We start from the raw sequence: 19,931 nt of genomic DNA, 5'->3' as shown, positions 1-19,931 counted from the left end.
CGGTCCGGCAATGCAGTTTGGGCTTAACTTAGGGGTTGTCCGGCGGATCAGCGGCCGGAAGAGCCACCCGGGCTTTCACCGGGTCCTGACGTTATTGCAGCCCATAGACGTGATTTTTTCCCAAAGCTCAAGGGGCAATGGACTGACCGTGGAGATTTGGGCGTTTTGAGAAACGGATGGGCATTGCAAAGACGTCCCAAGCTGACTTGCGGCCTTCAATCCCCGGCATGGACGACTTGATTTCGCGCGACAGCGTTTCGGGTTAAGCCCGAAACGCCGTAAATGTCCGCTCAGCCCATACGTTCGGAGGCAAAGGCCCCGGCGGCTGCGGGGAACACGACGGTCTTGTCACCGTTCAGGAACACCCGTTTGTGCACATGGGCGTGGACGGCGCGCGACAGGACCTGCGCCTCGACATCGCGTCCGAGCGAGACGTAGTCTTCGGGGCTTTGGGCATGGGTGACGCGGACGGTGTCCTGTTCGATGATCGGGCCCTCGTCGAGATCCGAGGTCACGTAATGCGAGGTCGCGCCGATCAGTTTGACGCCGCGTTCATGCGCCTGCTTGTAGGGGTTCGCGCCCTTGAAGGAGGGCAGAAAGGAATGGTGGATGTTGATGATCCGGCCCGACATTTTGCGGCACATCGTGTCCGACAGGATCTGCATGTAGCGCGCCAGAACGATCAGCTCGGCGCCGGTATCCTCGACCACCGACAGGATCTGCGCCTCGGCCTGAGGTTTGTTTTCCTTGGTGACCCTGATGCAGTAAAAGGGGATATCCTGATTCACCACGACCTTTTGGTAGTCCAGATGGTTCGAGATGACGGCGACGATTTCAATCGGCAGCGCGCCGATGCGCGAGCGGTAGAGCAGATCGTTCAGGCAATGGCCAAAGCGCGACACCATCACGACGACCTTTTCCTTGCGGCGTTCGTCGTGGAACCCGTAGGTCATGCCGAATGGCCTGGCCGCTTCGGCCATGCCGTCCTGCAGTTCCTGAAGGGTGACGCCGGTTTCGGGAACAAAGCTCATCCGCATGAAGAACCGCCCCGTGGCCAGATCGTCGAACTGCGAACTGTCGGTGATGTTGCAGCCATTGGCGGCAAGGTAAGTGGAAATCGTGGCCACGATCCCACGGGTCGAGGGGCAGGTCACCGTGAGGCAGTATTTTGACATGGGATATCTCTATGATGGCAAAGGCGTTGATGCAGGGGTGCGCGCGGCCAGTGTTACGCGCGCCGCGCCTTGTCCCGTAGAAGGCAAGCGTCCACAAGGCCCCCGGAAACGACAAAATGCGGCGCGGTTGTCAGTTTGCGCGGGTGGGATCGGTCATCGGATCGCCAGCCTCGCGTGCGCCGGGGATATGATCGGACGAGGCCGAGCCGACGGGGCGTTCGATCATGCGGTGAATCCGGGTTTCGTGGTTTTCGATATGCAGGGCGCGGATGCGTTCGAAATTGTCCAGATCGGCGCGGGTGCGGCGTTCGCGGTCGCGGATGTATTCGAGCCAGGTGGCCACATGGTAGCGTTCGATCCAGAGTTCCGGTTCCGCCAGATCGCGCAGCAGCGTCCAGCGTTTGGCGCCGTCGCGCAGGCAGATCCTGCGCCGTTCGTTCATCACGCGCATAAAGGCGGGAATGTTCGTCTCGGCGATGCGGTGTTCGATGTTGATCACGATGGGGCCGGAACGGGCGTGGATCGGCACCTCTGTTTCCGGCTCGCCCAGCCTGTCCAGCGGTTCGAGGTCTTCTTCGCCACTGTGCGGCAGCGGCAGGACAAATCCGAGCACCCCGCCGACTGCCTGCAGGGCTGCAGCGCAAAGCAGGGCCGTTGTGACGCTGTCCGCCTCGGCAATCGAGCCAAAGCCCCATGCCCCCGCCGCCATGCCGCCGAAGGTCGCCATCTGGTAGAGCGACAGCGCCCGCCCCACGACCCAGCGCGGCGTCGACAGCTGCACCGTGACGTTGAAGGTGGACAGCGCCAGCACCCAGCCCGAGCCTGCGACCATCAGCGCGGGCACGCTGAGCCACATGGAATGGCTGAGCCCCGTGCCGATGCCGCCGATGACCAGCGCGAGGCTGCCAAGCCGGACGATCTTTTCGCTGGTGAGGCGCGCGCGCAGGCGCCCGCTGGTCAGTGCGCCGCCGACCGCGCCGATGCCGAAAGCGCCCAGTAGGATGCCATAGGTGAGCGGCCCGCCGGTGATGAGATCGCGCGCCACCACCGGCATCAGCGCGGGAATTGCGGCAGCGGCGGCGCCAAAGACGCAGCTGCGCACCAGCACGATGCGGATGTTCGGCGACATGGCCACATAGCGCAGCCCGGCGGCCATGGCGGTGCCGATCCGTTCGCGGGGCAGGGCGCGCGGCTTTGTGTCTGGCTTCCAGCGCAGCAGGACCGCGATCAGTGCCACATAGCTTACCGCATTGGTGAGGAACGCCCCGGCGGCCCCGGCTGCGGCGACAATCGCGCCGCCGATGGCAGGTCCGACCGAGCGGGCGATGTTGAACCCCATCGAGTTGAGCGCGACCGCCCCGGGCAGGGCGTTGCGCGGCACCATGTCGCCGACCGATGCCTGCCAGGCGGGGTTGTTCAGCGCGGTGCCGCAGCCGATGGCAAAGGTAAAGGCCAGCAGGCCCCAAGGCGACAGCCAGTCATTCCAGGCGAACCAGGCGAGCAGCATGGAGGTGATCACCATGTAGACCTGCGCAAACAGCATCACCCGCCGCCGGTCGAGATTGTCGGCAATCGCCCCCGCCATCAGTGAAAAGATCATGATCGGCAGTGCGGTCGAGGCCTGCACCAGCGCGACCTCTTGCGGTGAATCTGACAGCGAAGTCATGAGCCATGACGCCCCGACCGCCTGCACCAGCCCGCCAAAGTTTGATGACATCGATGCAAGCCAGATGGCCCGGAAGATCGGAACCGAAAACGGGGATACTGTAGACTCTTGCAGGATCGCTCTCCTCAGATATCAGCCTGTCCACCTGCCAAGGCGGACGACCCAAGCCGATCATTTGCTTGCTAAAGGTTTCACAACAAAGGGGCAACTCCAGGCGTGATCATGAATGAAGCGAATGGATTGCATACCAGACGCTGCATGAAATTGTGACTTAGTAACGTCCCAGGTGTCGCAGAAGAGTCTTCTGGCCTTTGTTTTGCGACACTCCGCAGGTGATGGCTGGGGGATATGTGCCGGATCACGTCTTGGAATTGGTATCCGCTCATTATCGGAATGGATCGCGACTGGATCTGTCCAACCGTATTAGTTGAAGGTGCATGACAGCCTTTGATACGAAGGAGGCTGAAATGAAACAATGGATGCGGGAGACCAGAATGGACAGCTTTGACTATGTCATCATCGGTGCAGGGTCTGCCGGATGCGTCCTTGCCAGCAGGCTTTCGGAAAATCCTGGAACACGTGTCTTGCTTCTCGAAGCTGGCGGCAGCGATCTCAACTTTTGGGTGCGTATGCCCATCGGCTACGGGAAGGCCTTTCACGACGCAAAGCTAAACTGGAAATACAGCACCGAACCGGATGCGGGCACGACCGGGAAACCGGCATATTGGCCGCGGGGCAAGGTGTTGGGCGGATCGAGTTCGATCAACGCCATGGTCTATATCCGCGGGCAGGCTGGTGATTTCGATGACTGGGCCGCCCTTGGCAACCCGGGCTGGTCTTTTGACGAGCTGCTGCCGATTTACCGTCGAATGGAAGACAATCTGGCAGGCGAGGATGAATGGCGCGGTTGCGATGGGCCGCTGACCGTTTCCAACATCGAAGACAGTGTTCACCCGCTCTGCGCAAATTACCTTGCGGCGGCCGAAGCGGCGGGCCTCGCGCGCAACAGCGATTTCAACGGCGCGACACAGGAAGGTGTCGGCATCTACCAGATCACCACGCGGCGCGGATTCAGGTGTTCTGCGGCAACGGCCTATCTGCAGCCGGCCCGCAAGCGCCGCAACCTCGACGTAAGGACACGGGCTCATGTCACCCGCATCCTGTTTCGCGGCAAGCGCGCGGTTGGCGTGGAGTATCTTCAGGGCACTGAGGTCAAGCAGGTGACTGCCCGTGCAGAGGTGATCCTTTCGGCCGGCGCGGTAAACTCACCGCAGATCCTTCAGCTTTCTGGTATCGGAGATCCCGCCACGCTCAAACCGCTTGGCATTGATGTGCTCCATGCTGCGCCGATGGTTGGTCAGAACCTGCAGGACCATGTCGGTTTTGATCATCTCTACAAAAGCAAAAAACCGACGCTTAATGATGTGCTGCGTCCGTGGTGGGGGCGGCTTCGCGTCGGGTTGCAATATGTGCTGATCCGAACAGGGCCCCTGTCGCTGAGTGTCAATCAAGGGGGTGGATTTGTGCGCACCAACCCCGCTCACAGCCGTCCCAATATCCAGTTGTACTTTTCACCGGTCAGTTACACCCGCGCGCAACCCGGCAAGCGGGCGCTGATGAGTCCCGATGTCTTTTCGGGCTTTCTGATGGGGGTTTCAAATTGTCACCCCAAAAGCCGGGGATCTATTGACATCCGCTCTGCCGACCCCGCCGCGCCACCAAAGATCGTGCCGAATTACCTCAGCTGCGACGAGGATGTGAGCGAGCTTCTGGAAGCCGGCAATATGCTGCGCCGGATCGCCGCCACGGCACCGATGCAGGACATCATCGCGCAGGAGCTCAAACCGGGGCCGCAGATCACGTCGGATGCAGAGATGATTGCCGATATCAGGGCGCGGACCGGCACGGTCTTTCACCCCTGCGGCACCTGTTCGATGGGGCCGGCACAGGAAAGCGCAGTTGTCGACGCGCGGCTCAGGGTGCATGGGCTTGACGGGCTGCGCGTGGTGGATGCCTCGATCTTTCCGCGCATCACGTCAGGCAACCTCAACGCCCCTTCAATGATGGTGGGTGAAAAAGGCGCTCAGATGATCCTGCAAGACGCGGCGCGCATCACCGGTCTGAGCTAGCCCTGCTCGGCCTGCATTTGTCGAAGGATCGCCGCGAGGCCCTTTACGCCAATCTCGATGTTTCGCGGCGATACCGCACTGAAACCAAGGATGACTCCGCGCTGTTTCACCGGTGTGATGGCAAATCGGCTGATTGGTGAAATCAGGATGTTCTGTGCTGCCGACCGCGCGCAAAGCTCCCCCTCATCAAGTCCTTGGGCGAGATGTCCGATCATCTGAAACCCGGTGTCGGTCGGGTTGACCGTCATCAGGCCGCCCAGATATTGCGCTGCCGCCTCGGTCAGGGCTGTCTGGCGTTCTGCATAAACCCGACGCATGCGCCGGATGTGGGTCGTGAAATGGCCCTCTGTGATGAAACGCGCCATGACCGATTGCAAACTGGTCGGCGCGCCCTGCATCGTGGCCTCGGCGATCCGGCGAAAGACCGGTGCAAGCTCGCTCGGGGCGACCACATAACCCAGACGCAGGGCCGCAAACATCGACTTAGAAAACGTGCCGACATAGATCACCCGGCCGGTTGTATCGACGCTTTTCAGGGTGGGCGGCGGCGGGCCGGAATACCGAAACTCGCCCACGTAATCATCCTCAAGCACCCAGGCGCCATTCTGACTCGCAGCGTCCAGCAGCTCGAAACGGCGACGCAGGGACATGGTCACGCCAAGCGGATGCTGATGCGCGGGCGTCACAAAGGCAAGTCGGAATTCCGGCGACAGGCGCAGCCCTTCGGCAACGTCCAGACCTTCGTCGTCAATCGGGACCGGGACTAGCTCTGCGCCACTGGTGATTAGGCTGTTACGCGCGCCGATCGGTCCGGGATTTTCGAACCAGACGCGATCCCCCGGGTTGAGCAGCATGTTTCCGATCCGGTTAAAGGCATCTTGCGCGCCATTGAAGATGAACACCTGCTCGGCGTCGCAGACAATGCCGCGGTTGGCCCGCAAATGGACCGTGACGGCGCGCCGCAGCTCGGACAGGCCTGCGGCATCGGGATAGCCCAAAACCGCATTGCGCGGCTTGCGCCAGAACTGAGCGTTGAGTTTTGACCAGAGCGCCATGGGAAACTGGTCGAACGCGGCAATGCCGGTGATGAAGGCGCGTGGGTTTTCGGGATGCGACAGGCGCGGGAAATACTGCTCGGAGGCGTGCTGGCTCAACTCTGCGACACGGGGCTTGATCGCGCCAACCTCCTGGTCATTGAGGGCAGGAATGCTTGGCCTTTCCTTTTCAAGCACCTCGCTGACAAAGGCCCCTGCGCCGACTCGCGAAAATATTAGCCCTTCCGAGGTGAGCTGTTCGTATACATTGATCGCGGTAGTGCGCGAAACGCCCTGATCCCGCGCCAATATCCTGCTGGACGGCAGTCTTTGTCCCGCAGCCAGATCGCCTTCGACGATCATCTTGCGCAGAGCACAGACGAGCTGGATACGGATCGAGCCATGTTCCCGCCGATCTACGTGGAGCAACGGGATAAGCGCACCGCCGGGATATTTTACCACGATTGCTGTCCTTTTTGTCACGTCGACGCCCCGCCGTCAGACGCTGTTCTTACGTCATTGGTATGGGGCAGATTTTATAGTGGGCCGCCTTATAAGGCCAATTCAAGAGCGGCCTTTGCAGATTCCCTGTTTGGGGCTCTTGCACGTGACCGACAAGCACGCGGATGTCAGAGTTGGCCAAGAGTTCTTTCTGGCCACTGAGGAGCGCGGACTGCACAATCGACCATCAGAGTAAGCCATACGTTTTGCGATCTGCCGTTCAGGCCATTCTGCCCGTCCAGGGCGAAACACACATCAAGGGCGCTCAAACCGGAGGCAAGTAAATCCTGACTCTTTTTATCAGTAATTGCTCTTTCTCACGAATCGTGCTTCATTCTCAGCGATCCGAAATGCTTCATCGGGCCGTTGCTTACTGTTGAACTGCGCAGCGGCGCCCAAGTAGAAAAAAAGAGCCACATTCCATGAAAACTCTTATTCTCAGATACCTGTTAGTTGGCGTTACAGCTCTCTCCCTCTCCCCCACCGCATTTGCGCAAGAACCAGCAGGGGCACATCTGTCGATGGAACTGAACGCAGCCCAGTCCGAAGAACAGAGTTGCAAATTGTCTTTTCTGGTTATTAACGGACGTGGCTCTGACATCTTGAAAGCGGTCTTTGAAACAGTTCTGTTCGATGCGCAGGGACAGGTTGATCGATTGACACTGTTCGATTTTGGCGCGCTTCCTGCCGGGCGACCACGTGTGCGTCAGTTCGTCGTGTCCGGGACACGCTGCGAATACCTTGGTCAGATCCTCTTCAACGGCGTCAACACCTGCGAGGCAGAAGATATGGACGCCACAGCCTGTGAAAGCGGCCTGCAACTCAACAGCCGCACGACGATCAAGGTGACGGGTTGACCCAACTCTTCACACTCTACCAAAAGATCTATGCACTGGGTGGTCCGGTTGTCCTGCTGCTGATTGCGGTGTCGATCCTGACTCTGACGGTGGTACTTTGCAAGATATGGCAATTCGCGGGTGTCTGGGTCGGACGCTATAAGGGGCTTCTGGAATCGGTCGCGGCATGGGATCCGTGCGAGCACAGCCCTGCACGCGCGGCGCTGGATCGCTCCAGAAGCTACCTCCCGCCGGTGATTGCCATGGCGTTCAAATCTAATGCAGAGGCGGCGCAAAGGGTTGAGGCCGAAAGCCGATTCGCCCGGCTCGAACGGGGGATGCGGTTTCTGGATTCAGCGGCGCCGCTTGCACCGCTTATGGGGCTTTTCGGCATGATTTCTACATTTCAGGCGCATCATCGCGCTGGAGCGCAGGTAGATCCGTCTATCCATGCTGGTGGAAACTTCGTGGCGCTGCTGACCACCGCGGTGGGGTTTGCCGTTGCCATGCCGACCGCGCTGATCCTCAGCTGGTTCGAAGGCCGTATGGATGCTGAACGCGTCTTGGCACTGCGGGCTATTCCGAAGATCCTGCTCGCCCAGGTTGAAGGTTTGCCTGTTGAGTCAGCAAAATCGGCGGCATGCCATGCGTAAGCCTGGCGCGCGCCGCAAGCTTTCCATGACCTCGCTGATCGACGTCATTTTCCTGCTGCTGCTGTTCTTCATGCTGACATCCACCTTTTCAAAATTCTCCGAAGTGGAACTGACAGCTTCGGCTCATTCCTCTGGCGCGAAAAGCGATGCGCCGCCGCTTTTCCTGCGGCTGTCCGGGGAGGAGGTGAGCGTGAATGGTCAGACTTTTGCTCTGGATATGGTTGCAGAGGCATTGCGCGGGCAACTGGGCGACGACGCAGACATCACGACGCCGCGCTCGGTTCTGGTGGCGCTGCGCGACGGTGTCACTTCGCAAAGGCTGATGGATCTTCTTGTTGCGATCCGGGGTGTTGCGGGAATTGCGCCGGTGATTCTGGAAGGGTCGTCATGAGGCGGATATCGCGCACAACCAAGGGCGAACCCACCATTGCGCTTATCAACATAGTCTTTCTCATGTTGGTCTTCTTCATGGTGGCCGGAACGCTTGCACAGCCGCTCGACAATGCCCTAAATCTTGTTCAGACCAAAGATCTGGACGGGCGCGCGCCACCGGATACGCTGGTTGTTCATGCGGACGGACGGCTGAGCTATCGGGGAGAGGACATCGCCTCTCCCGAAGCTTTCATGGAGTTGCAGTCAAAGGGTGCGCTCACCGAGCAGGCAGGCCCGGTCGCGCGGATCGTGCCTGACCGCGAGCTCTCGGCCAATGATCTGGTTGCCCTTGCAGCCAAGCTCCGGGCAGCGGGCGCCACTCGCGTGGTGGTGATAACGGAGCGGGGTCTGAAATGAGTATTGCGCGCCAGCGCCAGATGTCCGAAACCGGCACGTCCGAAGCAACGAAAGTTGTGGCTCTTGCCGTGGCCGGAACTGTGTACGGTGCGCTGGCCTACAGCATCTTTCCGCAAACACTTCTGGATATTTAAAGCTATCAAGGCAGACAAGAAGCCCAGCTTGGGAGCTTTGCGAATATGTCGGCCTGAACCGCTTCGGTTTCATCGGAGACCGTTAGGTTCATTTCATGCGAGCATTTCGAGGACGTCACGCTGTGCATCGAAGTTCTCTTCAGCCTCTGCTTGCGGAATTTTTCCGATGGGGCCAAGCAGGCGCCTGTTGTTGAACTCAGGCGTTTCTTCAACAATGCCGGTGAGTGTGCCGCGCACATCGACCGTCTTTGACTTCAGAATGACACTGGCTCTAGTTCGCGCAGGTTGCTGAGGATACCTCCGGAGAGGATCAGGTTGGCTATACCGCCATCCGCCGTTCGGAATCTTTTCTCGAGAAAGCCTTTCAAGTCCGCGTTTTCTGCTGCGGGGAACCAGCCGCGAAATCGGCGTTGTTACACTGCTCGGCTTGCAGCAGCTGTTTTAGAGCCATCAACCGAACCTCTAATGCGTAGGCCTTAAGACCACCTACGCCAAGTTCGCGCCGAAGTGCTCATAGCAAAGCAAGTTCCGAGTCAACATTCAAACCGCAACAGAATGGCGTGCTACACTGTCCTGCAGATAGACATCAAAGGCCGCAGCTGCGATGCGTACCAGCGGGCGACCTCGGGACGTCATCTGAACCTTTCCTTGGCAAAGGGTCAAAAGACCGTCGGCTTGCATTTCCTCAAGGCGGTGAAAGGCATCACACCACCATCCCTCGGGGGCGTTGTGTTCTTGTCCGACGGCCACAGCATCGACGTGGCCGTCACACATCAAGCGTTCAATCACTTCCCCCCGCAAGCGGTCATCCTGCACAAAGGGCAGGCCTTTTGCGACAGGCAAGTGCCCGTTGGATACGGCACGGGACCAGGCACCTATTTCCGTGATGTTCTGCACATAGCCGGATGGCGTGCGCCCGATTGACGTGGCACCCATGCCGATCAAAGTTTCGGCCTGATCTGTCGTATAGCCCTGAAAGTTACGCCGCAACTGGCCTGCGTGCGCAGCAACCGCCAAGGCGTCTGCAGGCAGTGCAAAGTGATCAAGACCAATCGCGATGTAACCTTCTGCCACCATGGCTTCTGCCGCCGCTGCGGCTTGTGCGGCACGTTCCTCTGCACCAGGCAAGGAGGCGTCTTTGATCATGCGCTGGTTCTTGGCCATCCATGGCACATGAGCATAGCCAAACAGGGCAACGCGGTCGGGACGCATGGCCGCACTGAGCTTCACGGTTTCCAAAAGGTTCGCAGCGGTCTGAAAGGGCAGGCCATAGATCAGGTCAAAGTTTATTCCCGACACGCCGGCCGCACGCAGTTGTTCAACGGATCTGCGCACCATGTCAGGGGGTTGCACGCGATTGATGGCCTTTTGCACATGCATGTTGAATTCCTGAACGCCAAAGCTGGCGCGGTTGAACCCAAGTTCACCAATCCGCGCCGCCATTTCCGCAGTCAGGGTGCGCGGATCACTTTCGATCGCGATCTCGGCATCCGGGGTAAAAACCCAGCGCGCTCGTACATCCTGCATCAGACCTTGCAGGTCGTCGGGTGACAGCGCCGTGGGGGTCCCGCCGCCCCAATGCAGGTGTGATATGGTCATGCGTCCAGGCAGCGCTTCGGCGGTCAGCGCCACCTCTTTGCGCAGCATCTGCGCATAGTCTGCGACGGGTCCGTAACGCGACGCCAGCTTCATGTTGCAACCGCAATACCAGCACATCTGGCGGCAGAATGGCACGTGCAGGTAAAGAGAGATCGGATCGTTCACATCAAGATCGGACAGCCAGTCACGATACCGCGTTTCGGCAAAGCCCTTCTGAAAATGCGGCGCTGTGGGATAACTGGTGTAGCGCGGCGTTGCGCGGCTGGCATAGCGGTTATAAACGGAATCCATCATGTGCACTTTCGGGACAGAGTTCATTCAGGCTGACGCAGTGACGCGCGAACACATGCACCGGCCAAAGGCGAAGCGGTTGGGCAAGCGGGCTAAGTTTGTTTTGCCCTCCGGGTAGGTGGGCGGATGCATCTTCAGGTTTTAAGATGAGCACCGCAGTCCAGATCACCGGTATCTTTGGACAAAGTCGCGCAAACGAACATTGACACAGATCAAACCGCGACAAGAGCCTTTTGGGCAACGACATTAAAGGCGGTCAGTGCGCTGTCTCGGATGCAAATCATCCAGCTCAGGCGCTGTAGGTCCGTTCTGTCAGCGGGACAGAATCCAGTTCGGTGTTCAGCAGATCAAGCAGAAGTTTTTCCGCGCTGTTCAGGCTGCGGCGCGCATTGGTCAGTATATGAATGTCCACTGCTGGGAGTGAGTCATAGGGCGGGACCTGCCACAACAGACCCGCTTGCACGTCTTTACGCGCAACATGCACCGGAAGAGCACCGATGCCGATGTTGGTGACGATCATGCGGCGCACTTCGGGCAGGTTGGAAGACAGACCGCGTGGAACCGACCGCATTCCAAGCCATGTGCGCAGATGCGCAACACCGGACAAGGGGCCGTTTAATTCATCAGATTCAAAGGACACCGAGTGTTCGTTGCGAAGCTCTGAGACATCTATATCGTTTTTGCCGAACAGTCGGTGCGGCGGGCCGCAGAAAAGGCCAAAATACTCGCGATATAGGACCCTCGTCTGCACCACTGACGGCTGTTCGTGCAAAAGGCAGACGCCAAACGTCATGCGGTTCTACTGAATGTGGGCAACAACATCCCTGCTGTCGACGGTCGATATCGTATAACTCACCCGCGGATAAAGCGCGCGGAAACGCGCCAGAACCGCGTCGAAATGTGGCGAGACCACATGGCTTGCCATGGCGATGCTGATCTGACCGGTCACCTGATCCTCGAGCCCGCTCATCAGGTCCGGCAACTGCGACACTTTGCCAAAGATTTTGCTTGCCTCGGCATAAAGAACCTTGCCCAGAGGCGTGACGCTGAAATGCTTTGGCGAGCGGTTGACCAGCTTGCAGCCCGCGATGTCCTCTAGCCGTTTCAGTGCGGCACTGATCGTCGGCTGCTTGAGACCAAAAAAATGCGCCGCGGGCGTAATGCCACCTTCGTCCACCACGACCATGAAGGTGCGCAGCAGGTTCCAGTCCAGATTCCAGGGGAACCGCTGTTCGTAAGGCTTTAACATAGATGAGATCTATCCAAAGAATTTTGTATATCTATTCGCCTGATGCTGCAACGCAATGCAACTTGCACCGCACAAGATCTATTGTCGGCGATTCACCTGGTCGCTGGGAAAACGGCATCCCAGTCACCAAAACACCAACGGGGAAACAGGAATGAAAAATCAAATGAATCTAGTGCGTCGCGGCTTTCTGGCTAGTTCGATTGCCCTGACGGGGCTGGCCCTCGCGCCGCTCGCCGCCAGCGCAGATGAATTGGCAGATATCACGGAACGCAGCGTGCTGCGCATCGCATGAGCGGTCAGTAACCTCCGTTCAACTTTGTGAACGAAAAGAACGAAGTTGTCGGCTTTGACCCCGCCATCGGTACCGAGATCGCCAAACGCATGGGCCTGAAGACAGAGATCATCATCACCACCTGGGATGGTATCACCGGTGGCTTGCTTGCCAGTAAATATGACGCCGTTGTCGGGTCCATGTCGATCACGGCAGAGCGTGACGAGGTGATTGATTTTGTCGGCCCCTATTACAACACCAAGCGAGCGATTTTCACCAAGGCCGGATCGGACGTCACCACGGTTGCTCAACTGGCTGATGGCAAGGTCGGCGTAACCTTGGGTGAAACGCATGAACAATGGGCCCGCGATCAGGGCTATGACATCAACACATACAAAGGCCTGCCAGAGCTTCTTCTTGAGCTTGAGAATGGTCGTGTGGAAGCGATCGTCAATGACTCGATCCCGGTGATGCTTGCGATGAAGGCCGGTCAATATGATCTGGCCGTCGTCAACGACCCCACGGCGGAACCTATTGGCGCCGGCATCGCGATCCGCGAGGGCAATCCCGATCTTGCTGCTGCCATGCAAAAGGCGCTGGACGACATGATGGCCGACGGCACCTACCTTGCGATTGCCAATGAATGGGTCGGCGGCGACATCCGCTAACCATGCCTGCCTGCTGGGTTTTCCTGGCGGGCATCCGTTGCAAGGATGTTTCCGATTACAGCGACCGATCGCCTCTTCGCCTGAGAGCGATACATCAATGCGACGACTATCTCTGAAAGGCGGGTGATTTGGACACTGAACTGATCCTGAGGGTCTCTCCGTTCTTTATCGAGGCTGCCTGGATGACCATCAAGCTGTCGATCCTGACCGCCATTCTTGGTCTGACCTGCGGTGCGCTGGGGGCAGCGGCCCGCCTGTCACGGCTGGCGGTGCTGCGCTGGATTGCCGCCATCTATGTCAGCGTGTTTCGCGGCACGCCTGCGCTGATCCAGATCTTTATCCTTTACTTTGGCGGCCCGCAGATTGGCATCCAGCTGGACAGTTTTTCCGCCGGGACCATCGCCCTTGGCGTGAACATCGGCGCCTACATGACCGAAACCATCCGAGGCGCCATCCTGTCCGTGGACAAGGGCCAGACAGAGGCTGCGCGAACGCTGGGAATGAGCCGCTGGGAAACCATGCGCAAGGTGGTTCTGCCGCAGGCTGCGCGCATGATGATCCGCCCCCTTGGCGTGAACATCAGCGCTATGATCAAGGGCACGGCCCTGATCGCCCCCATCTCGGTGGTCGAGCTCACCTATACGGCGCAGCGCTTTATCGGCTCAACCTACAAGCCGTTCGAAATGTTCCTGCTTTCTGGGATCCTCTACATGATCATCATCTATGTGGTCGGTCAGGGCATCAGCTTGCTCGACCGTCGGGCACGGATCACATGAGCCATGCGCACCACATGACAGGAGGCACCCATGGGGCTTGATTTTACAGTGGTGCCGGACTACTTCGGCGCGCTTTTGATGGGTGCGGGCTGGACTGTCGCCATCACGATCTGCGCCGGTCTGCTCAGCTTTTTCGGCGGCATCGTTTTTGCGGTCATCGCGCTTTATGGCCACTGGGCGCTACGCCTGCCTGTGCGTGCATTTGCCTTTCTGTTCATGGGCACACCACTGCTGCTTCAGCTGTTTTTGATCTATTTCGGGCTTATAGAGGTGGGCATCGACCTGCCGGCATTTGCTGCAGGGGTTATCGGGCTGGGGCTGCACTTTGCCGTCTACAATTCCGAACTTATACAGGCCTCAATCCCTGCCGTGGACAAGGGACAGTACGAGGGTGCGCGCACACTTGGCCTGTCGCGTGGACAGACCTTGCGCCGGATCGTGATCCCGCAGGCGGTGCGTGCGGTGATCCCACCCATGGGCAACAACATGATCGCGCTGCTCAAGGATTCCGCGCTGGTCTCTGTGATCGGCGTTATGGAACTCAATCTGTCGGCCCAGCAGGCCATCAGCCGGACCTATCGCCCGTTCGAATTCTACCTCGCCGCCGCCTTTTGCTATTACATCATCAACCTCGCGCTGGAGGCGGGACTTCGCCATCTGGAACGCCGCATCGCCGCTTCGCGCTGAGAAAGGAATTTTGCGATGACAGATCAGGCCTTTGTCACCATAAAGAACGCCGCCAAGAGCTTTGGCAAGCTGCAGGTCCTGCGGGACATCAACCTGAGTGTAGAGCGCGGCCAGATCGTAGCCATCATCGGGCCGTCGGGGTCCGGCAAATCGACGCTCCTGCGCGCGATCAACGAGCTTGATCCGCTGACCTCGGGTGAGGTCTGGCTGGAGTATGTTCAGATCAACAAGACGCTGCCGCATCGCCAGCACGAGGCGCATGTCAATCAGGTGCGCCAGAACATCGGCATGGTGTTTCAGCATTTCAACCTGTTTCCCCACCTGACTGTGCGCGGCAATATCACCCTCGCGCCTCGCATGCTGAAAGGTCTGTCAGAGGCAGACGCGAACAAACTGGCCGAGGAACAGCTGGCCAAGGTCGGCCTGACCGAGAAAATCGACGAACACCCCTCGCGCCTGTCCGGCGGGCAGAAACAGCGCGTCGCCATCGCCCGTGCTCTTGCGATGAAGCCCAAGGTGATGCTGTTTGACGAGGCGACATCGGCGCTTGACCACGAACTCGTGGAAGAAGTGAACCTCGTAATGAAGCAGCTCGCCGAAGAGCACATGACCATGATCATCGTGACGCATGAGATGGATTTCGCCGCCTCTGTCTGCGACCGTGTGCTGTTCATGGATCAGGGCGTCGTGGTCGAAGAGGGACCACCTGCTGTCATTTTCCAGAACCCAAAAGAAGAACGTACCCGCAATTTCCTGCGCAAACACCTCAGTCGCTGAAAGCGTGACCCAAATAAGCAAACTGTTCTATCAGACGAAATCGCCCCGACCCATGCTCGACCGTGCCGAGGGCATCTATATGTGGGACACGGACGGCAAGCGCTATATCGACGGGTCGAGCGGCGCGATGGTCAGCAATATCGGTCATTCCAACCCCGCCGTGCTTGACGCAATGCGCGCCCAGATGAAAAAGTCCACCTTTGGCTATCGACTGCATTTCCAGACAGAGGCATCTGAACTGCTGGCGGCCAAGACTGCGGCATTGGCCCCCGAAGGGCTGAACAAGATCTTCTTTGTCTCTGGCGGGTCCGAGGCGGTGGAAAGCACGCTGAAGATGGCGCGCCGATATGCTCTGACCCAAGGCCAGTCACAGCGCTTCAAGATGATCTCGCGCTATCCCTCTTATCATGGCTGCACTTTGGGTGCCCTCGCTATCACCGGCTATGCCCCGATGGCCGCGCCGTTTGATCCTATGATGATGCGCATGCCCAAGGTGGCGGCACCCCGCGCCTATCTTGACGGGCTGGATGCCGACGATCCGGCAACCGGTCTGCATTATGCCAATATGCTGGAAGCGAAGATACTGGAAGAAGGCGCCGACACCGTGCTGGCCTTTATCGTCGAACCTGTTGGCGGGGCATCGACCGGCGCTTTGGTGCCGCCTGCGGGCTACATGCAGCGCATCCGCGAAATCTGCACGCACTACGGTGTGCTGCTGATCCATGACGAGGTGATGACCGGCGGTGGGCGCACCGGCCACTTTTTCGGCGCCGAACACTGGGGTGTGGTGCCTGACCTTGTCTCTATCTCAAAAGGCTTTGGCGGCGGCTACGTGCCGCTTGGTGCGATGATCGCGCGGGATGATATTGTCGAGGCGGTGATGAGCGCGGGTGGGTTCATCCAAAGCTTCACCTATGCGGGCAATCCGCTTGCCTGTGCTGCGGGCTGCGCTGTGCTGGACGAGATCGAAAAGCACGACCTGACCGGCAACGGCGCCCGCATGGGCGACGTGCTGGCGCAACGTCTGCATGGCCTGATGCAGCGTTATCCGCTGATCGGGGACGTGCGCGGCAAGGGCCTGCTGACGGCGTTCGAGCTGATGGCCGACCGCGACACAAAGGCCCCCTTGCCTGCCGCCCTCAACGCCCATTCCCGGCTGGTCGACATCGCCTATGACAACGGCCTGATCATCTATTCCCGCCGCACGCGCGGGGGCACTTCGGGCGATCACTTCCTTGTCTGCCCGCCGATGATCTGGTGTTCAAGAACACGCCCCGCGACATGGCTCATATCCTGCAGGAGTTGGGCGAAAGCCGTGGCGCCCGTTTCGAATTCGAATGTTATGACATCAGCCACCTTTACATGCTCAAACATTTTGTAGATCGCGGGCTGGTGCAGGGACCTCTGTTCATTCAGTTCGTCTTTGGTGTGTTGGGTGGCATGGGGGCGGACCCGGAAAACCTGACACATATGAAGCTGATTGCTGACAAACTGTTCGGCGACACCTATGCCTTTTCGGTTTTAGCCGCAGGACGGCATCAGATGCCGTTTATCACAATGTCCGCCATTCTGGGCGGTCACGTGCGCGTCGGGCTGGAAGACAGCCTGATGATCTCGAGCGGGGTTCTGGCCCGCAACAATGCCGAACAGGTCGCCAAGATCCGCCGCATTGCAGAAGAGCTGGGACGCACAATCGCCACGCCGGACGAGGCGCGCGAGATGCTGCACCTAAAAGGTGCCGACCGGACCGGGATCTGAGCGATGGAGGCGATCACCATCGCATTGGTGCGCAATGCGCAAATTCCCATGCTCGACACTGCCCTGCGGGCGCGACCTGTCTTGCGTTGATCGCGACCCGTGATGACCAGCCGGTTGGTGCCGTCCTTGCCGCGCCCGTGTTTTCCACTACGCGCGGCGGCGCGGGCCTGTTCGTCAGTGAGCTCTGGGTCGCGCAAGACGCGCGTGGCCAGTAGCTGGGCCGCAAGTTACTCGCGCGGACCCTTCAGGAAGGTGTGATTCGCAACATGGGACGTTTTCTGAAACTTTCCGTTTATGACGAGATTCCGGACGCACGTGCCGCCTATGCCTGGCTCGATTTAACCGCGCAGGTGGGTGAGACGACCGTGTTCCTGACCGGCACGCCGCGAGATTTCTTGATTGAAACAGCCTGAGATCCGTTGCGTCCGTCACCAGTGGAAACCCGGCCCCGTTGTTGGCTGATAGTGCCATCGCCGGGGACAAGCTAATCCCTGGCCGCGAAGAGTTGACAGTGTCGTCCCATTCAAATGTGCAACGACACCGTCTCATACATCACCCCAGCTGCATCAGCAGTTCGCGCGAGGGCTGGCCGGTTACAGCAAGACCGAAGCGTGTCTGATAAGCCCTGATCGCATCTTCACTCTTTGGCCCGATGACGCCATCAGAGCCGCCGGTGTCAAACCCGCGCGATGTCAGGCGCTGCTGCAGTCTCTGGCGATCATCCATGGTCAACCCGAAGCGATCCGGCGGAAACCGACCCACAAGGGGCGCGGCGCCAGCGATGCGGTCGGACAGGTAGCCGACACCGATGCCATAGTTCTCGGAGTTGTTGTACCGAAGGATCACGTCAAAGTTGCGATACACGAGGAACGCCGGGCCAACGACGCCCGATGGCAGCAGCAACGCGGCCGGACCATGATCCGGCAGGCTGCCACCCGCGACAGAACGCACCCCAAGCGCAGTCCACTCTCCCACCGACCGCTTTCTTGCCCGACCGGCCAGAGAGCCTTCGAAACCTGCGGGCAGACGCACTTCCTGCCCCCACGGAACACCCCGACGCCAGCCAGAGGCCGACAGATAGGCTGCGGTCGATGCAAGCCCGTCGGTTGGATCATCCGACCAGATGTCGCGCCGTCCGTCGCCGCGGAAATCCACGGCATATGCCTGATACGTGGTGGGGATAAACTGCGTGTGACCCATCGCCCCGGCCCAACTGCCGACCAGACCGGACGAGGTCACATCGCCGTTCTGCAGGATTTTAAGCGCGGCGATCAACTGCTTTTCAAAGAATTCCCCGCGGCGCCCATCATAGGCGAGCGTAGACGTTGCGGAGATCACCGGGATATCGCCGCGACGTGTGCCATAATTGCTCTCCATCCCCCAGACAGAGGCGGTAACGCGGGCAGGCACGCCGTAGCGCGCTTCAATCTCACCAAGCACGCCGCTCTGTTGAGACAGGGCAGAACGGCCCGTCGCCACCTTGTCGGGCGAAGCAACGATGGCAAGGTAATCCTCTAACGAGCGGGAGAATTCGGTCTGGTTCCGATCGCGTTCAACAACCCCCGGCAGATAACCCGCCTTGCGAAAAGCGTCGGAAAGTATCGGACTTGATATGCCCTGAGCGCTGGCACGGCTTCGGAATGCGGCAACCCAAGCGTCATACGCCGCGTTTGGCTGGGGCTGCAAACCAGGGTCCGGAGCGCTGCTCCCGGAGGGTGCCCCGAACCTTGTTCCGGCGCTCAAACCGCAACCCGAAAGCAAGGCCGCCGCACCTGCCAATGTCATAAAACGTCGAGATATCTGCATACTACTGCCCCTTTTCCAGGTTCTACCTGTTTTGCGATCAGAGTGTGCGTTTCGCAGTACGCGCGCAAGGGGGGAGAGATCACGAGCTGGTATTTGTAAAAAGAGCATTTCGAAGCGCCCCGGCGCAAGCTTTTGAGCCGGGGCGAGGCGCGAACCTAGGTCGTGTTGACAAAAGGGATTCACACCATTCGCTGACCATGATTCAAGCTGGTATCTGCAATGGAGATCAGCTTGGCACGAGACCTCATGTCGGACGAAGAGTGGATTTTCTTTGAACATTTCATCCTGACCGTCCGCGCTCCGAACGGACGCAAACCCAAGAACCACCGCATTGTTCTTGATGGAATTTTCTGGATCGCACGGACCGGTGCGCCTTGGCGCGATCTGCCGGAAGAATTTGGAAAATGGTGCAGCGTCTACCGGCAGTTTCGGCGTTGGACACTTGTAGGACTGTGGGAACAGATCATGGACGCATTGAACGAAAGCAAGGCTGTGCCAGACGCCCTCCAAATGATCGACAGTACCGTGATCCGAGCGCACCATCAGGCAGCGGGCTCAAAAGGGGACTCCGCGACAGGGTTTTGGCCGCTCAAGAGGTGGCTTCACGACCAAGATCCATCTTCGCGTCAATGCAGCAGGCCTGCCAATGAGGACCGAGATCACGCCAGGCCAGACATCCGATTACCTGGGGTTCGATCTAGTCATGGTCGACAACCTGCCAGAACCGAGCGTCCTGTTGGCAGACAGAGGCTACGATGCTGACAGCATTCGTAAAAAGATGGAGGCGAGGGACGTGCTCACCCAAATTCCTATGCGCAAATCACGCAAGATGCGTGTCGGTGTCGATCATGCGCTGTATTCATTGCGCAACTTGGTCGAGCGGTGCTTCAACAAACTGAAAAATGCTAGCCGCATCGCCACACGCTACGATAAAATCGCCGCGAGCTTCTTGGGCTTCATAGACATCACGTCCATTCGCCTCTGGGTCCGTTTTTTGTCAACATGACCTAGCACAAGCTGGCTGATGTCCGGGGCTCTCCTTTCCCCAGACGGATTTACGCTACAATCTCTGTGACGTTGCCCCCTGCAGCTAATCCAGTTTGAGATAGACTCTGGCCCAACCGAAAGGACC

Annotated in this window: 23 protein-coding genes and 1 other annotated feature; of the genes, 15 read left to right on the top strand and 8 right to left on the bottom strand. The window is 59.1% G+C overall.

Translation table 11 applies throughout. The annotated features are described in order from the left end of the window. Window positions 1-33 precede the first annotated feature (33 nt). Window positions 34-89, bottom strand: a sequence feature (sul1 is cis-regulatory element that is thought to sense ions involved in sulfur or methionine metabolism; They are found in Alphaproteobacteria). Window positions 90-290: 201 nt separating this feature from the next. After that, window positions 291-1,175 (bottom strand): formyltetrahydrofolate deformylase, encoded by an 885-nt coding sequence (gene purU / locus P775_RS13010; protein WP_099911385.1) that lies wholly within the window; start codon window positions 1,173-1,175, stop codon window positions 291-293. Window positions 1,176-1,305: 130 nt separating this feature from the next. Beyond that, window positions 1,306-2,958: an MFS transporter gene (locus P775_RS13005; RefSeq protein ID WP_218967692.1), complete on the bottom strand. Its 1,653-nt coding sequence runs from the start codon at window positions 2,956-2,958 to the stop codon at window positions 1,306-1,308. A 377-nt stretch (window positions 2,959-3,335) separates the two neighbouring features. On the opposite strand from P775_RS13005, the gene P775_RS13000 reads away from it, so the two are divergent. Next, window positions 3,336-4,970, top strand: coding sequence for a GMC family oxidoreductase (locus P775_RS13000; RefSeq protein ID WP_099911459.1), 1,635 nt, complete (start codon window positions 3,336-3,338; stop codon window positions 4,968-4,970). Here the strand turns inward: P775_RS13000 and pdxR are convergent. Next, a complete protein-coding gene (gene pdxR, locus P775_RS12995) occupies window positions 4,967-6,466 on the bottom strand; it encodes a MocR-like pyridoxine biosynthesis transcription factor PdxR (RefSeq protein WP_099911383.1) in 1,500 nt (499 codons plus the stop codon). The two genes, P775_RS13000 and pdxR, sit on opposite strands and share 4 nt — an antisense overlap. A gap of 461 nt (window positions 6,467-6,927) precedes the next feature. Here pdxR and P775_RS12990 point away from each other — a divergent pair, with 461 nt between their 5' ends. The 5 genes from P775_RS12990 to P775_RS28075 are packed head-to-tail and all read left to right on the top strand — an operon-like array spanning window position 6,928 to window position 8,917. Then, window positions 6,928-7,362, top strand: a complete 435-nt coding sequence (locus P775_RS12990) for a hypothetical protein (RefSeq protein WP_099911382.1) — start codon at window positions 6,928-6,930, stop codon at window positions 7,360-7,362. Next, complete coding sequence (locus P775_RS12985) at window positions 7,359-7,994, top strand: MotA/TolQ/ExbB proton channel family protein (RefSeq protein WP_099911381.1); 636 nt, start codon at window positions 7,359-7,361, stop codon at window positions 7,992-7,994. Before P775_RS12990 ends, P775_RS12985 begins: the two co-directional genes overlap by 4 nt. Beyond that, the gene (locus P775_RS12980) at window positions 7,987-8,385 is read left to right on the top strand and encodes an ExbD/TolR family protein (protein ID WP_099911380.1); all 399 of its coding nucleotides are present in this window, start codon (window positions 7,987-7,989) and stop codon (window positions 8,383-8,385) included. The genes P775_RS12985 and P775_RS12980 overlap by 8 nt, the downstream gene beginning before the upstream one ends. Continuing rightward, the gene (locus P775_RS12975; protein WP_099911379.1) at window positions 8,382-8,783 is read left to right on the top strand and encodes an ExbD/TolR family protein; all 402 of its coding nucleotides are present in this window, start codon (window positions 8,382-8,384) and stop codon (window positions 8,781-8,783) included. Before P775_RS12980 ends, P775_RS12975 begins: the two co-directional genes overlap by 4 nt. Next, a complete protein-coding gene (locus P775_RS28075; protein ID WP_180287432.1) occupies window positions 8,780-8,917 on the top strand; it encodes a hypothetical protein in 138 nt (45 codons plus the stop codon). The genes P775_RS12975 and P775_RS28075 overlap by 4 nt, the downstream gene beginning before the upstream one ends. 93 nt (window positions 8,918-9,010) lie before the next feature. Here P775_RS28075 and P775_RS28070 read toward each other — a convergent pair whose 3' ends face one another. From P775_RS28070 to P775_RS28510, 4 genes are all read right to left on the bottom strand, one after another. Beyond that, window positions 9,011-9,154, bottom strand: coding sequence for a hypothetical protein (locus P775_RS28070; protein ID WP_180287430.1), 144 nt, complete (start codon window positions 9,152-9,154; stop codon window positions 9,011-9,013). Between the two features lie 303 nt (window positions 9,155-9,457). Then, window positions 9,458-10,810, bottom strand: coding sequence for an oxygen-independent coproporphyrinogen III oxidase (hemN, locus tag P775_RS12970; protein WP_245875683.1), 1,353 nt, complete (start codon window positions 10,808-10,810; stop codon window positions 9,458-9,460). A 286-nt stretch (window positions 10,811-11,096) separates the two neighbouring features. Next, window positions 11,097-11,600, bottom strand: a complete 504-nt coding sequence (locus P775_RS28515; RefSeq protein ID WP_218967686.1) for a LysR substrate-binding domain-containing protein — start codon at window positions 11,598-11,600, stop codon at window positions 11,097-11,099. Between the two features lie 6 nt (window positions 11,601-11,606). Continuing rightward, window positions 11,607-12,056 (bottom strand): LysR family transcriptional regulator, encoded by a 450-nt coding sequence (locus P775_RS28510; RefSeq protein ID WP_218967685.1) that lies wholly within the window; start codon window positions 12,054-12,056, stop codon window positions 11,607-11,609. A gap of 163 nt (window positions 12,057-12,219) precedes the next feature. Here P775_RS28510 and P775_RS29440 point away from each other — a divergent pair, with 163 nt between their 5' ends. The 8 genes from P775_RS29440 (at window position 12,220) to P775_RS28065 (ending at window position 17,406) form a co-directional block, all read left to right on the top strand. Continuing rightward, complete coding sequence (locus P775_RS29440; RefSeq protein ID WP_281256086.1) at window positions 12,220-12,348, top strand: hypothetical protein; 129 nt, start codon at window positions 12,220-12,222, stop codon at window positions 12,346-12,348. Window positions 12,349-12,374: 26 nt separating this feature from the next. Next, on the top strand, window positions 12,375-12,995 hold the full coding sequence (locus P775_RS12960) for a transporter substrate-binding domain-containing protein (RefSeq protein WP_245875682.1): 621 nt from the start codon (window positions 12,375-12,377) through the stop codon (window positions 12,993-12,995). Between the two features lie 128 nt (window positions 12,996-13,123). Next, complete coding sequence (locus P775_RS12955; protein WP_099911377.1) at window positions 13,124-13,771, top strand: amino acid ABC transporter permease; 648 nt, start codon at window positions 13,124-13,126, stop codon at window positions 13,769-13,771. 30 nt (window positions 13,772-13,801) lie between these two features. Beyond that, the gene (locus tag P775_RS12950; RefSeq protein ID WP_099911376.1) at window positions 13,802-14,458 is read left to right on the top strand and encodes an amino acid ABC transporter permease; all 657 of its coding nucleotides are present in this window, start codon (window positions 13,802-13,804) and stop codon (window positions 14,456-14,458) included. Between the two features lie 15 nt (window positions 14,459-14,473). Next, window positions 14,474-15,235 carry an amino acid ABC transporter ATP-binding protein gene (locus P775_RS12945; RefSeq protein ID WP_099911375.1) on the top strand — a complete coding sequence of 254 codons (762 nt, stop codon included), beginning with the start codon at window positions 14,474-14,476 and terminating at the stop codon, window positions 15,233-15,235. A 13-nt stretch (window positions 15,236-15,248) separates the two neighbouring features. Continuing rightward, window positions 15,249-16,616: an aminotransferase family protein gene (locus P775_RS12940; protein ID WP_245875687.1), complete on the top strand. Its 1,368-nt coding sequence runs from the start codon at window positions 15,249-15,251 to the stop codon at window positions 16,614-16,616. Beyond that, window positions 16,517-16,993 carry a beta-keto acid cleavage family enzyme gene (locus P775_RS12935; protein WP_245875681.1) on the top strand — a complete coding sequence of 159 codons (477 nt, stop codon included), beginning with the start codon at window positions 16,517-16,519 and terminating at the stop codon, window positions 16,991-16,993. The genes P775_RS12940 and P775_RS12935 overlap by 100 nt, the downstream gene beginning before the upstream one ends. 266 nt (window positions 16,994-17,259) lie before the next feature. Further along, the gene (locus P775_RS28065) at window positions 17,260-17,406 is read left to right on the top strand and encodes a hypothetical protein (RefSeq protein WP_180287431.1); all 147 of its coding nucleotides are present in this window, start codon (window positions 17,260-17,262) and stop codon (window positions 17,404-17,406) included. 139 nt (window positions 17,407-17,545) lie between these two features. On the opposite strand, the gene P775_RS12930 is transcribed toward P775_RS28065, so the two are convergent. Next, entirely contained in the window at window positions 17,546-18,799 is a 1,254-nt protein-coding gene (locus tag P775_RS12930; protein WP_099911374.1) for a lytic murein transglycosylase, read from the bottom strand. 219 nt (window positions 18,800-19,018) lie between these two features. Between P775_RS12930 and P775_RS12925 the strand changes: the two genes are divergently transcribed. Beyond that, window positions 19,019-19,805 (top strand): IS5 family transposase gene (locus P775_RS12925; RefSeq protein ID WP_099911373.1). Its coding sequence is split into 2 segments (ribosomal slippage): window positions 19,019-19,362 and window positions 19,361-19,805, totalling 789 coding nucleotides; the frame shifts between segments, so codons are not numbered across the junction. Window positions 19,806-19,931 lie beyond the last annotated feature (126 nt).

Source organism: Puniceibacterium antarcticum, assembly GCF_002760615.1.
GTDB lineage: Bacteria > Pseudomonadota > Alphaproteobacteria > Rhodobacterales > Rhodobacteraceae > Puniceibacterium > Puniceibacterium antarcticum.
This window is presented reverse-complemented; position numbering and strand designations above follow the sequence as displayed.